Annotated in this window: 15 protein-coding genes and 1 riboswitch; of the genes, 4 read left to right on the top strand and 11 right to left on the bottom strand. The window is 70.2% G+C overall.

Annotated elements, in window-relative coordinates; all coding sequences use genetic code 11:
* Positions 1-475 precede the first annotated feature (475 nt).
* The 5 genes from ribH to ribD are packed head-to-tail and all read right to left on the bottom strand — an operon-like array spanning position 476 to position 4,477.
* On the bottom strand, positions 476-946 hold the full coding sequence (gene ribH, locus HPO96_RS25330) for a 6,7-dimethyl-8-ribityllumazine synthase (RefSeq protein WP_171676711.1): 471 nt from the start codon (positions 944-946) through the stop codon (positions 476-478).
* Positions 946-2,169: a bifunctional 3,4-dihydroxy-2-butanone-4-phosphate synthase/GTP cyclohydrolase II gene (locus HPO96_RS25325; protein WP_171676709.1), complete on the bottom strand. Its 1,224-nt coding sequence runs from the start codon at positions 2,167-2,169 to the stop codon at positions 946-948. Before HPO96_RS25325 ends, ribH begins: the two co-directional genes overlap by 1 nt.
* Positions 2,169-2,843 (bottom strand): nicotinamide riboside transporter PnuC, encoded by a 675-nt coding sequence (gene pnuC / locus HPO96_RS25320; RefSeq protein ID WP_171676707.1) that lies wholly within the window; start codon positions 2,841-2,843, stop codon positions 2,169-2,171. Before pnuC ends, HPO96_RS25325 begins: the two co-directional genes overlap by 1 nt.
* Positions 2,840-3,448, bottom strand: a complete 609-nt coding sequence (locus HPO96_RS25315; protein WP_171676705.1) for a riboflavin synthase — start codon at positions 3,446-3,448, stop codon at positions 2,840-2,842. Before HPO96_RS25315 ends, pnuC begins: the two co-directional genes overlap by 4 nt.
* Positions 3,449-4,477, bottom strand: coding sequence for a bifunctional diaminohydroxyphosphoribosylaminopyrimidine deaminase/5-amino-6-(5-phosphoribosylamino)uracil reductase RibD (gene ribD / locus HPO96_RS25310; protein ID WP_337796799.1), 1,029 nt, complete (start codon positions 4,475-4,477; stop codon positions 3,449-3,451). It abuts the gene before it with no gap.
* Between the two features lie 139 nt (positions 4,478-4,616).
* Positions 4,617-4,751: riboswitch (FMN riboswitch) on the bottom strand.
* A 226-nt stretch (positions 4,752-4,977) separates the two neighbouring features.
* Here ribD and HPO96_RS25305 point away from each other — a divergent pair.
* Genes HPO96_RS25305 through HPO96_RS25290 form a run of 4 tightly spaced genes read left to right on the top strand, consistent with a single transcriptional unit; the run spans position 4,978 to position 8,074 of the window.
* The gene (locus tag HPO96_RS25305; protein WP_171676702.1) at positions 4,978-5,832 is read left to right on the top strand and encodes a transporter substrate-binding domain-containing protein; all 855 of its coding nucleotides are present in this window, start codon (positions 4,978-4,980) and stop codon (positions 5,830-5,832) included.
* Positions 5,832-6,581 carry an amino acid ABC transporter permease gene (locus tag HPO96_RS25300; protein ID WP_171676700.1) on the top strand — a complete coding sequence of 250 codons (750 nt, stop codon included), beginning with the start codon at positions 5,832-5,834 and terminating at the stop codon, positions 6,579-6,581. Before HPO96_RS25305 ends, HPO96_RS25300 begins: the two co-directional genes overlap by 1 nt.
* Positions 6,565-7,308 (top strand): amino acid ABC transporter ATP-binding protein, encoded by a 744-nt coding sequence (locus HPO96_RS25295; protein ID WP_171676698.1) that lies wholly within the window; start codon positions 6,565-6,567, stop codon positions 7,306-7,308. The genes HPO96_RS25300 and HPO96_RS25295 overlap by 17 nt, the downstream gene beginning before the upstream one ends.
* 46 nt (positions 7,309-7,354) lie before the next feature.
* Entirely contained in the window at positions 7,355-8,074 is a 720-nt protein-coding gene (locus tag HPO96_RS25290; RefSeq protein WP_238355457.1) for a polysaccharide deacetylase family protein, read from the top strand.
* Here HPO96_RS25290 and HPO96_RS25285 read toward each other — a convergent pair.
* From HPO96_RS25285 to HPO96_RS25260, 6 genes are read right to left on the bottom strand one after another with little or no spacing between them, the layout of a single operon-like run.
* Positions 8,071-8,862, bottom strand: coding sequence for an HAD-IIA family hydrolase (locus HPO96_RS25285; RefSeq protein ID WP_171676696.1), 792 nt, complete (start codon positions 8,860-8,862; stop codon positions 8,071-8,073). The genes HPO96_RS25290 and HPO96_RS25285 overlap by 4 nt on opposite strands.
* Entirely contained in the window at positions 8,859-9,521 is a 663-nt protein-coding gene (rpe, locus tag HPO96_RS25280; protein ID WP_171676694.1) for a ribulose-phosphate 3-epimerase, read from the bottom strand. Before rpe ends, HPO96_RS25285 begins: the two co-directional genes overlap by 4 nt.
* A 35-nt stretch (positions 9,522-9,556) precedes the next feature.
* Positions 9,557-10,339 (bottom strand): cobalt-precorrin-6A reductase, encoded by a 783-nt coding sequence (locus tag HPO96_RS25275; protein WP_171676692.1) that lies wholly within the window; start codon positions 10,337-10,339, stop codon positions 9,557-9,559.
* Positions 10,336-11,076, bottom strand: coding sequence for a precorrin-4 C(11)-methyltransferase (gene cobM / locus HPO96_RS25270; RefSeq protein WP_171676690.1), 741 nt, complete (start codon positions 11,074-11,076; stop codon positions 10,336-10,338). The genes HPO96_RS25275 and cobM overlap by 4 nt, the downstream gene beginning before the upstream one ends.
* Positions 11,073-12,263, bottom strand: coding sequence for a precorrin-6y C5,15-methyltransferase (decarboxylating) subunit CbiE (cbiE, locus tag HPO96_RS25265; RefSeq protein ID WP_171676688.1), 1,191 nt, complete (start codon positions 12,261-12,263; stop codon positions 11,073-11,075). The genes cobM and cbiE overlap by 4 nt, the downstream gene beginning before the upstream one ends.
* Positions 12,253-12,633: a TIGR03618 family F420-dependent PPOX class oxidoreductase gene (locus HPO96_RS25260; RefSeq protein ID WP_171676686.1), complete on the bottom strand. Its 381-nt coding sequence runs from the start codon at positions 12,631-12,633 to the stop codon at positions 12,253-12,255. Before HPO96_RS25260 ends, cbiE begins: the two co-directional genes overlap by 11 nt.

The raw sequence follows: 12,633 nt of genomic DNA, 5'->3' as shown, positions 1-12,633 counted from the left end.
CGCCGCCGGGAGATTAACATGCAGTCCAGACCTGAATCCACACAGTTGCATGACGATGCAGTAAAGGGCTGTCGTCGTTGCGTGGTACGCAACCTGCGGCGTTGCCGGTCGGTAGCCTTCGGGAGGCCGAAGGAGACACCGCGGCGGCGCCGAACGTCAACCATGTCGCTCCCCCGTGACCACAGCTCCCCGCCGTGCGCGGCAGCGCACCAACCCGGCGGCAGCCGGGAAGCTCGGGGCGACAACCCGGAACTGCCAGGCGGTAGCCGGCACCCCCGGGCGGTAGCCCGCAGCTCCCGCGCGACAGCGCGCCACCCGGCGCCAGCCGGAAACCCCGGGCGGCAGCCCGGAACTCACACCCAGGGCGGGAGGGGGAGCGGGCGGGACGGGAGCGCAGCGGACGGCGCGCACGCGGGGAGAGGCGGGCGGTAGCCCGCGACTCCCGCGCGGTAGCGCGGCGGCGTCCGGCGTACGGCTAGAGGGCTCGGATGGCTACCAGAGTCGACAGCGCGGCTTGGGTGGCTTCGTAGCCTTTGTCTTCGCGGCTGTCGGGGAGGCCGGCTCGGTCGAGGGCTTGGGGGTCGTTGTCGCAGGTGAGGACGCCGAAGCCGATGGGGACGCCGGTGGTGAGGCCGACCTGCATCAGGCCGTCGGTGGTGGCTTGGCAGACGTATTCGAAGTGGGGGGTGTCGCCGCGGATGACTACGCCGAGGGCGATGACGGCGTCGTAGTCGGATTTGGCGGCGTGCAGGGCGGCGACGGGGAGTTCGAAGGAGCCGGGGACGCGGACGACGGTGTGGTCGGTGACGCCGGAGTCGGTGAGGGCTCGGAGGGCGCCGGCGACGAGGGCGTCGGTGACTTTGGGGTGCCATTGGGCGGCGACGACGGCGACTCGGGCGCCTTCGGCGCGGGGGGCTTCGATGGTGGGGGCTCCGCTGCCTGACATCAGCCGGCTCCGTTCTCTGTGTTCAGTAGGTGACCCATGCGGTCGCGTTTGGTGCGTAGGTAGCGCAGGTTGTGTTCGGTGGGGTCGATGGAGATGCCGCGGCGTTCGACGACGTCGATGCCGTATCCCTGCAGGCCGTTCACCTTGTCGGGGTTGTTGGTCAGCAGGCGGGTGGCTTTGACGCCGAGGTCGGCGAGGATCTGGGCGCCGGCGGCGTAGTCGCGGGCGTCGGCGGGGAGACCGAGGTCGAGGTTGGCGTCGACGGTGTCGCGGCCGGCGTCCTGGAGTTCGTAGGCCTGGAGTTTGTGCAGGAGGCCGATGCCGCGGCCTTCGTGGCCGCGCAGGTAGACCACCACACCACCTTCGGCGGCGACCTGGCGCATGGCTTCGTCGAGTTGTGGGCCGCAGTCGCAGCGTAGGGAGCCGAAGACGTCGCCGGTCAGGCATTCGGAGTGCAGGCGGACCAGCACCGGGCCGTCGCCGATCTTGCCGCGGACGAGCGCCAGTTGCTCCGAGCCGTCGACGGTGTTTCGGTAGCCGTGGGCAACGAAGTCGCCGTAGCGGGTGGGCAGGGTGGTGGTCGCGACGCGCTCGATCTGGGTTTCGGTACGCCGCCGGTAGCGGATCAGGTCGTCGATCGACACCAGGACCAGTCCGTGTTCGTCGGCGAAGGTCCGCAGGTCCTGGCCGCGCTTCATCGTCCCGTCGTCGTTCACCAGCTCGGAGATGACGGCGGCGGTGTTGAGCCCGGCCAGCCGCGCCAGGTCGACCGCTGCCTCGGTGTGACCGGGCCGCACGAGTACGCCGCCCTCCCGTGCGCGCAGCGGGAAGATGTGCCCGGGTTGCACCAGGTCATAGGGCTCGGACGCCGAATCGGCGAGCACCCGGATCGTCCGGGCCCGGTCGACCGCGGAGATCCCGGTGGTGATGTTGTCCCGGGCATCGACCGAGATCGTGTACGCCGTGCGCATCCGCTCCCGGTTGTGCGGGGTCATCAGCGGAATCCCCAGCCGGTCCAGCTCCGCGCCCTCCATCGGGACGCAGACCACGCCCGAGCTGTAGCGGATCAGGAACGCGAGCAGCTCCGGCGTCGCCTTGGACGCGGCGAAGATCAGGTCGCCCTCGTTCTCCCGGTCCTCGTCGTCGACGACGACCACCGGCCGCCCGGCCCGGATCTCGTCGATCGCATGCTCGATCGTGTCGAGTTTCAGCACGTCACCCATCAACCCACCACCACTGCTTCCGGCGGGCTGACCCGCTCCCGATTCTGAATTCTCCACCACGAGAAGAAGCCGACCACGCAGAACAGGCCGTAGACCACGTACATCGCCGCCGAAGGATAGAACTTCGCCTGCACCAGCAGCGGTACGCCGACCACATCGACCGCGATCCAGATCAGCCAGAACTCGACGTACCCGCGCGCCATCCCGTACGTCGCCAGGATCGACCCGGTCAGGATCCACGCGTCCCACTGCGGACCCCACGAGCCCAGCGCCCGCAGCACGAAGATGCCGGCCGCATAGAGCACGACGCCGATCCCGAGCAGCTCCACCCGCTCCCGCGCAGTCGCCCAGCGCGGCCGCACAGCGGCGGCAGCACCATGATGACGAGTCTGATACCACTGATACCAGCCGTACACGCTGAGAACGAAGAAGAACACCTGCCGCCCGGCCTGGCCCCACAGGTCCTTGTCCTGCGGGGTGTCGAAGATCCCGCCGACGAACACCGTGAACAGCAAGATGTTCCCGATGATGCCGACCGGCCAGGCGGCGACCAGCCGCCGCATCCCGAACAGCGCGCTCGCCAGCCCGAAGACGTTGCCGACGATCTCCCGCACCAGCACCGGCGAGCCGGCGATCGTCACCTGCGCGTGCAGCAACCAGTCGACCGCGTTCATCGGGTGCCCCCGGCAACCAACAAGCGCTCGACGTACTTCGCGATCACATCGACCTCGAGGTTGACCGTGTCCCCGACCCGGTTGGTCCCGAGCACGGTCAGCTCCAGCGTGGTCGGGATCAGGCTGATCCCGAAGGTCCCCGACACGTCGTCCACGTCGACGACGGTCAGCGAGACGCCGTCGACCGTGATCGATCCCTTCTCGGCGATGTACTTCAGGATCTCCGGCCCGGCCGCGATCCGGACGTCCTCCCAGTGCTCGGACGGCGTCCGGCTCGCGATCGTCCCGGTGCCGTCGACATGCCCCTGGACGATGTGCCCGCCGAGCCGCGAGTGCGCCGTGACGGCCCGCTCCAGGTTGACCTTGGAGCCCTTCTCGACCGCGCCCAGGCTGGTCCGCTGCAGAGTCTCGCGCATCACGTCGGCGGTGAACAGACCATCGCCGTACGAGACCACGGTCAGGCAGCAGCCGTTGACCGCGATCGAGTCGCCGTGGCCGGCGTCCGCGGTCACCTTCGGGCCGCGGATCGTGAGCCGCGCCGCGTCGCCGTCCAGCAGGTCGAGCGCCTCGACGGTGCCGAGCTCCTCGATGATTCCGGTGAACATCTAGTTCCCTCCCAGGGGTTCCAGGGTGAGGCGGACGTCGTCGCCCAGTCGCGTCACGTCCGTGAGGTTGAAGCGCCGCAGGTCGCCGATCGATTCCGCGCCCAGGTCGCCGAGCGCGGCGAAGCCCGAGCCGAGGACGGCGGGAGCGACGTACGCGACGATCTGGTCGACCAGACCGGCGCGCAGGAAGGCGGCGGCCAGCGTCGGGCCGCCTTCGAGCCAGAGGTGCCGGATCTGCCGGTCGTCCAGCTGCCGGAGCACCTCGGCGGGGTCGTGGGTGGGCAGCAGCAGCGTCGCCGCCCGGTCGTTGCGGACCCGCGCGGACGCCGGGATCTCGCGATCGCCGACCACCACCCGCAACGGCTGCCGCGCCGCCGGGACGTCGTCCGCGTCGCGCACGGTCAGCTCGGGGTCGTCGGACAGCACGGTCTGCGTCCCGACGGCGATCGCGTCGCACTCGGCCCGCTTCCGGTGCACGTCGGCGCGCGCAGCCGGCCCGGTGATCCACTTGCTGGTCCGATCCGGCGCGGCCGAGCGGCCGTCGAGCGTGGTGGCGAACTTCCAGGTCACGAAGGGTCGCCCGGCGCGCACGCTGTGCAGCCAGATCTGGTTACCCGCTTCGGCTTCGGCCTGCAGCAGACCCTGCTCGACCCGGATGTCCTTGGCCCGCAGCTTCTCGCCACCGCCGGCCGCCTGCCGGTTCGGATCCGGGACGGCGAAGACCACCCGGGCCACCCCGGCCTCGATCAGCGCATCGGCGCACGGGCCCGTCCGGCCGGTGTGGTTACAGGGCTCCAGTGTGACGTACGCCGTACCGCCGCGGGCTCGCGGACCGGCCATCCGCAGCGCTTCGACCTCGGCGTGCGGGCCGCCGGCAACGGCGTGGAAGCCCTCGCCGACCGGGGTGCCGTCGGCGGCGGTGATCACGCAGCCGACCACCGGGTTCGGGTGGGTGCTGCCGACGCCGCGAGCGGCCAGCTCGATCGCTCGCCGCATCCAGGCGACGTCGATCGGCGATGCGTTTGTCACGTACGGTCCCTCGTCGTCACGGACGCACACCGGGGCCGTTGACGACCGGCAGCTCGGACTCCGGAACCCGGTCAGCGCCGTCGCGCGAGCACACCTGCCCACGCGACGCCCGTCACGGACGCCGGAGCTCTCCCGCCGATCGCGTGCTGCCTCCCATCCGGACTTTCACCGTCGGTCCTGGAATTCCACCAGGTCAACCGGCTGCCAACCTGCAGCAGCCGGGTCGCGGACTGTCACCGCCGGCTCGGAATTTCACCGACCCCGGAGCACGCGAGTGGGTTCACTCGTACCTCCAGTATGCACCGGGTGCCAAGGGCCGCAACGACCTGGATCACATCCCGGGACGCCGCGGCGGGCGGCTCATATAACACGAATCCGGTCGACATTGCGGGGCCGTCTCACCGGGTGTCGGACGGGAATCGGCGACCGGCGGGTGGTGTTGGCTCTGTCTGCGGGGTGGTTCGCCCTGCGTACCACTTGTTCGTTCTAAGGAGACACTCGTGCGCGCCTTCAGCGCTCCCTTCCGCCGGATCGCCGCCGCCGGCGCCGCCGTCACGCTGGCCCTCTCGATGGTTGCCTGCGGCAGCAATGACGACAAGGCCGCCGACGGGCCGGACCTCGGCCTGCTCGAGGCCGGCACGCTGCGGATCGGCACGCTCACCGACGCCCCGCCGAACGTGTACGTCAAGGACGGCAAGTTCACCGGCTTCGACAACGACCTGATCACCGCGGTCGCGGCCAAGCTGAACCTGAAGCCCGAGTTCGTCGGCACCGACTTCTCCGCGCTGCTCTCGCAGGTGAACGGCGGCCAGTTCGACCTGGGCAGCTCGTCGATCACGATCACCGAGGCCCGGAAGAAGACGGTTGCCTTCAGCAATGGCTACGACTTCGGCTACCTCGGCCTGAACACCACCAAGAACTCCGGGATCACCAAGTTCGACCAGCTGGCCGGTCAGCGCGTGGTCGTTGTCCAGGGCACCGTCCAGGACGACTACGCGACCGGCAAGAACCTCGACCCGGTCCGCGTGCCGAACTACAACGCCGCCGTCGGCCAGCTGAAGGCCGGGACGGCGGACGCCTGGATCTCACCGGCCGAGATCGGCGAGAAGATGGCCAAGGAGCAGGGCGGCGGCGTGGTGGTCCTGGCCGCGAAGGAGCTCAGCTCCGCGCCGACGGCGTACGCGGTGGCCAAGAGCAACGACAAGCTGCGCGAGGCCGTCAACAAGGCCCTTGACGAGGTCATTGCCGACGGCACCTGGACGAAGCTCGTCGAGCAGTACTACCCGGGCCGCGCGGTGCCGGAGTCGTTCAAGCCGGGTAGCGGCACGGTCAAGTTCACCGCGCCCAAAGCCTGATGGACGTCTGGTCCACCCTGAACGACACCTTCCTCGACTGGGAGTCGATGAAGGCGGTCCTGCCGGAGATGCTCAAGGTAGGCCTGGTCAACACCCTGATTCTGGCGGCCGCCTCGGTCGTACTGGGCACTGTGCTCGGCATGGTCGTGGCGGTCTTCGCCCTGTCCAAGAAGCGCTGGCTGCGCTGGCCGGCCAAGATCTACACCGACATCTTCCGCGGCCTGCCGGCGATCCTGACCATCCTGCTGATCGGTCAGGGCCTCTCCCCCATCACCCGGCACTGGTGGGGGCCGAACCCGTACCCGCTGGGGATCCTGGCGCTGTCGCTGATCGCTTCGGCGTACATCGGTGAGATCTTCCGGTCCGGCATCCAGAGTGTGGAGAAGGGCCAATTGGAGGCGGCGCGGGCGCTCGGCTTCAGCTATACCAGCGGGATGCGGCTGGTCGTCATCCCGCAGGGCGTCCGCCGGGTGCTGCCCGCGCTGGTCAACCAGTTCATCGCGCTGGTGAAGGAGTCGAGTCTGGTCTACTTCCTCGGGCTGCTGGCCAGCCAGCGGGAGCTGTTCCGGATCGGGCAGGACGCCGCCGCGACCAACGGCAACCTGTCGCCGCTGCTATTGGCCGGCATCTTCTACTTGGTCATCACGATCCCGCTGACCCACCTGGTCAACTACTTCGACAAGCGGTTGCGCGAAGGCCGGCCCGCGCCCGACGTCCTGGAGGAGCCCGCGTATGCCGACCACCGTTGAGGACGCCGCCAGCCTGGAGGTCCGCGGCGTCGAGCTGGCCTTCGGCGCGAACAAGGTGCTGCGCGGCGTCGACCTCGCCGTACCGGCCGGGCGGACGGCGTGCGTCATCGGACCGTCCGGATCGGGGAAGTCGACGCTGCTGCGGACCATCAACCGCCTGATCGAGCCGGACGCCGGCGACGTGCTGCTCGGCGGCTCATCGGTGCTGCCCGGGAGCCCGGACGTCCTGCGCCGCCGGATCGGGATGGTGTTCCAGCACTTCAACCTGTTCCCGCACAAGACGGTCGTCGAGAACATCACGCTCCCGCTCCGCAAGCTCAAGAAGCTGGATACCGGGGCCGCGCGCGCCGCCGCGATCGAACAGCTGGAGCTGGTCGGCCTGGTCGAGAAGGCCGACTCCCGCCCGGGGAACTTGTCCGGCGGTCAGCAGCAGCGGGTCGCGATCGCCCGGGCGCTGGCGATGAAACCCGAGGTGATGCTGTTCGACGAGGCGACCTCGGCGCTCGACCCGGAGCTGGTGAAGGGCGTCCTCGGCCTGATGGCCGACCTCGCCCAGAGCGGGATGACGATGGTCGTGGTCACCCACGAGATGGGGTTCGCCCGCGAGGTCGCCGACCAGGTCGCGTTCATGGATCAGGGCGTGGTCGTCGAGTCCGGCGTCCCGGATCAGATCTTCACCGCCGCCGAGTCCCCTCGCCTGCGGCAATTTCTGTCCCAAGTGCTCTAGCGTGAGCGGGGTGAGGTCGTGAGGCACCCACCGCCATGGGGGACTTATGCAGTTGACGCGGGCCGGTCAGCGGTTGGTCGGGCTGGCGATGATGATCGTGGTCAGCGCGGTCATCGGGACCGTCGTGGTGGTCGCGGCGCGCCCGCGGACGGCGCCGCCACCGGCCGCGCCGGTCGTGGTGACGCCGAGTAAGACTCCGTTACCGGCCAAGTACGTCGTGCTGACCTTCGACGACGGGCCGGATCCGGCGTACACGCCGAAGGTGCTCGAGGTGCTGAAGAAGTACGACGCAACGGCGACGTTCTTCGAGGTCGGGAAGAACGTCGCCAAGCATCCGGAGCTGACCAAGGCGATCCACGCGGCCGGGCACAGCATCCAGAACCACACCTGGGCGCATCAGGATCTGCGACACCAGACGGCTTCGGCGTTCCGGCAGCAGGTCCAGTCGACGGACGAGGCGATCCGCGCGGCCGGCGGTGTGGTGCCGACGTGCTTGCGGCCGCCGTACGGCGGGGTGAGCGCGACCGTCCGGCAGCGGGCGAAAGCGCTCGGCAAGGAGCTGGTGCTCTGGACGATCGACTCCCGCGACTGGTCGAAACCGGGGTCGCCGGCGATCGTGCAGCGGGTGCTGACCGGCGTCCGGAACGGCTCGGTGATTCTGTTGCACGACGGCGGCGGCAATCGGAGTCAGACGGTCGCCGCGCTGCCGCAGATCCTGGCGACGCTCAAGGCCCAGGGCTACGGCTTCCGCACGCTGACCTGCTAGGACAGCGAGTCGATCAGGGGGACGACGTCCGCGATCGACTCGACGATCCGCGTCGGGCGGTAGGGGAAGCGGTCGACCTCGTGCTCGCTGGTCGAGCCGGTCAGCACGAGCACGCTGCGCAGGCCCGCCTCCAGGCCGCTGATGATGTCGGTGTCCATCCGGTCGCCGATCATCACGGCGGTCTCCGAATGCGCCTCGATCCGGTTCAGCGCGCTGCGCATCATCAGCGGGTTCGGCTTGCCGACGAAGTACGGCGCGACGCCGGTTGCCCGGGTGATCAGCGCGGCCACCGACCCGGTCGCGGGCAGCGGGCCCTCCTGGGACGGGCCGGTCGGATCCGGGTTGGTCGCGAGGAAGCGGGCGCCGTCCGCGATCAGCCGGATCGCCTTGGTGATCGCCTCGAACGAGTACGTCCGGGTCTCGCCGAGGACGACGTAGTCCGGCGCGCGCTCGGTCAGCACGTAGCCGACCTCGTGCAGCGCGGTGGTCAGGCCGGCCTCGCCGATCACGTACGCCGTCCCGCCGGGGCGCTGGTCCTCGAGGAACTGGGCCGTGGCCAGGGCGCTCGTCCAGATCGCCGTCTCGGGGATGTCGATCCCCGCGGCCAGCAGCCGGGCGCGCAGGTCGCGCGGCGTGAAGATCGAGTTGTTGGTGAGGACCAGGAACTTCTTGCCCGACCGCTGCAGGTTCGCGATGAACTCCGCGGCCCCCGGGATCGCCCGCTCCTCGTGGACCAGGACGCCGTCCATGTCGGTCAGCCAGCTCTCGACCGGCTTGTGGTCGCTCATTGCGCCGCTCCTTCGGCCAGGGCGCGGAGCTTCTCGACCATCGCGTTCGGGTCGTCGGCGGCGTACACGGCCGAGCCGGCCACGAACACGTCGGCGCCGGCGTCGGCGCAGCGCTCGATCGTCTCGGTGGAGACGCCGCCGTCGATCTCGATCCACAGGTCGAGGCCGTGCTTGTCGAGGAGCTGCTTGGTGCGGCGGATCTTCGGGACGCAGACGTCGAGGAACTTCTGGCCGCCGAAACCGGGCTCGACGGTCATGATCAGGATCATGTCCAGCTCGGACAGCAGGTCCTCGTAGGGCTCGATCGGGGTGGCCGGTTTGAGCGCCATCGCCGCGCGGGCGCCCTTGGCCCGGATCTCCCGCGCGGTCCGGATCGGGGCCCGGCAGGCCTCCACGTGGAACGTCACACTCGACGCGCCCGCCTCGACGTACCCCGGCGCCCAGCGGTCCGGGTCCTCGATCATCAGGTGCAGGTCGAGCGGCGTGTCGGTCGCCTTGGCCAGCGACTCGACGATCGGCATCCCGAGCGTCAGGTTCGGCACGAAGTGGTTGTCCATCACGTCGACGTGCAACCAGTCCGCGTTCGACACCGCCCGGGCCTCGTCCGCGAGCCTGGCGAAATCCGCGGACAGGATGCTGGGTGCGATCTGAATGCCCATGGGCGTCAATCTATCGGTCGCGGCCCCCTAGGCCATCACAACCGCCGGTCCGGCGGCACCGCACGCGGGACGACCCGCCTCGCGTCCGATTGTGATGGCCTGGCGGATCGCACCCACGCGGCAACGGCCGCCACGCTGCCGACCGCCTCGACCCCGGTGGGCAGTTCCGGGCGCCGGATCAGCACGACCGGGAGCTGGAGCTCGCGGGCGGCGGTGAGTTTGGCTTCGGTCTGCGGGCCGCCGCTGTCCTTGGTGACGAGGACGTCGATGCGGTGGCGGCGCAGGAGCTCGAGTTCGCCGGGGACGGCGTACGGGCCGCGGTCGAGGAGGAGGGTGCACCAGGCGGGGGCCGGGTCGGGCGGGTCGACGCAGCGGGCGAGGGTCCAGAGGCCGGTGGCGGCGAAGTGGTTGAGGCCCTGGCGTCCGATGGTCAGGAAGACTCTGCTGCCGAGGGCCGGGAGCGCGGCGGCTGCTGCCTGTGCGTCGTCCACCCAGTGCCAGTCGTCACCCGGTTGCTCGGTCCAGCCGGGGCGGCGCAGGATCAGCAGCGGTACGCCGGCCGCGCGGCTTGCGGCGACGGCGTGCTCGGTCATCGCCGCGGCGAACGGGTGCGTGGCGTCGATCACCGCGTCGATCGCCCGCTGGCGGAGCCAGCTGGCCAGGCCCTCGACGCCGCCGAATCCGCCGACCCGGACGTCGCCGTCGGGGAGCCGCAAGTCCTTCGTCCGGCCGGCCAGCGAGGACACCACCTCGTGGTCGTCGAGCTGGTGGGCCAGCTCACGGGCCTCGCCGGTGCCGCCGAGGAGCAGGATCCTCATCGGTCGCGGGTCGTCGAGTACAGATGGCTGTCGCGGAACTCGGTTGCCGCCAGCACCTTTCCGACGATGATCACGGCCGTCCGCCGGATACCGGCCCGCTCGACCTGGCCGGCGATATCGGCCAGCGTTCCGCGCAGGATCTCCTCGTCGGGGCGGGACGCCTTGGCCACGACGGCGACCGGGCAGTCGGGGCCGTAGTTCGGGAGGAGTTCGGCGACGACGCGGTCGATCTGCTGCACGGCCAGATGCAGCACGAGGGTGGCGCCGCTCGCGCCCAGGGTGGCGAGATCCTCACCGGCCGGCATCGCCGAGGCCCGGCCGCCGATCCGGGTCAGCACGACGGTCTGCCCGACCTCCGGGACGGTCAGCTCCCGTTGCAGAGTGGCGGCCGCGGCGGCGTACGCCGGGACGCCGGGCGTCACGTCGTACGGGATGCCGAGCGCGTCGAGCCGGCGCATCTGCTCGGCCATCGCACTGAACACCGATGGGTCACCGGAGTGCAGCCGGGCGACGTCGTGACCGGCGGCGTGCGCCTCGGTGAGCTCGGCGACGATCTGGTCAAGGTCGAGATTCGCCGTGTCGACCGTGCGCGCGCCGGGCGGGCAGTGGTCGAGGAGTTCGACCGGTACGAGCGCTCCGGCGTACAGGCAGACGGGTGACGTGGCGATCAGGTCGCGGCCGCGGACGGTGATCAGATCCGCGGCGCCGGGGCCGGCGCCGATGAAGTGCACGGTCATTTGGTCACGCTCCAGATCGTCACTGGCATCGCCGGGCGCCAGCCGGTCATCCCGCCGACCGCCGACGCGCGCTGCACATCCAGCCGCACGAGGTCGCCGCCGAGTTTCTGGTACCACTCGGCGATCAGGACTTCGGTCTCCAGCGTCACACCGTTGACGACGAGCCGGCCGCCGGGGCGCAGGGCGTTCCAGCAGGTCTCGATCATGCCGGGCGCGGTCGCACCGCCGCCGACGAAGACGGCATCCGGCTCTTCTAGCCCTGTAAGGGCTTCTGGCGCCGCGCCGAGAACCGTGGTGACGCTGGCGCCGAGCGCGGCAACATTTCTTTGCAACCGGTCGGACCGCTCGGCGTCGCGCTCGACGGCGATCGCCCGGCAGCTCGGGTGATGACGCGACCACTCGATCGCGATACTGCCCGCACCGCCGCCGACGTCCCAGAGCAGTTGCCCCGGCACCGGCGCCAGCCGCGACAGCGTCACCGCGCGGACCTCGCGTTTGGTCAGCTGGCCGTCACTCTCGTACGCGTCGTCCGGCAGGCCGGGCACAGTCGACAACACCTGGCTCCCTTGGCAGAGCACGCCGATGACGTTGAGCGCATCGACCTCGCCGGACCAACTGTCGGCCGTCGTACTCGTCACCCGTTCGTCCGGCCCGCCAAGCTGTTCGAGGACTGTGAACGCGCTCGCACCGTAGCCGCGGGCAACCAACAGCTCGGCGACCTCGGCCGGCGTCTGCGCACCCCAGCTCAGGACGACGAGGCGGCGTCCCGGCTGTACGTGCGGGTGGACGCGCTCGGTCGGGTGACCGACGAGGCTCACGACCTGCACCTGGTCCTGCGGCCAGCCGAGCCGCGCACAGGCCAGCGAAACGCTCGACGGATGCGGGATCACGCGGACGGCGCTTGCCCCCAGCAACCTCGTCAGCGTCGTACCGATCCCGTGGAAAGTCGGGTCCCCACTCGCCAGCACGCACAACCGGCGTCCGGCGTACTCATTCAGCAAACCGGGCAGCGCCTCCGACAACGGTGACGGCCAGGCGCGGCGCTCCGCCGTCCCCTCCGGCACCAGACTGAGCTGCCGGCTGCTCCCCAACAACACCTCAGCCGCACCGATCGCCTCTTGCGCGGCCGGCGACAGCCCCTGCCAACCGTCGGCCCCGATCCCGACGACCGTCACCTCAGCCGCCATTGCCGAGCACCTTCGTCACCGTGATCTCGATGACCACCCGCTGCGGATTCACCCGCGGCTCCTTGTACCGCGCCGCGTACCGCCGCTCCGCGTCCCGAACCCGCTCCGGCGCGTCCACCACCACCGCCCGGCCCTCGATCGTGCTCCACCGCCGCCCATCCACCTGCGTCACCGCCACCGCGGCCTCCCCCAGCCGCCGGATGGCCCGAGCCTTGTACGACGCCCCCGAGCAGATCACCCGAACCACCCCAGCCGCCGCATCCAACGTCGCCCCCACCGGCGTCGCATGCACAGTCCCATCCCGCCGCACCGTGCTCAACACACACAGATGCCGCTCACCCCAGAACTCCACCAACCGCTCACTGAACAC

It is taken from the genome of Kribbella sandramycini (assembly GCF_013131805.1).
GTDB lineage: Bacteria > Actinomycetota > Actinomycetes > Propionibacteriales > Kribbellaceae > Kribbella > Kribbella sandramycini.
The sequence above is the reverse complement of the archived record's forward strand: the minus strand, read 5'-3'. Positions and strand labels throughout refer to the sequence as shown.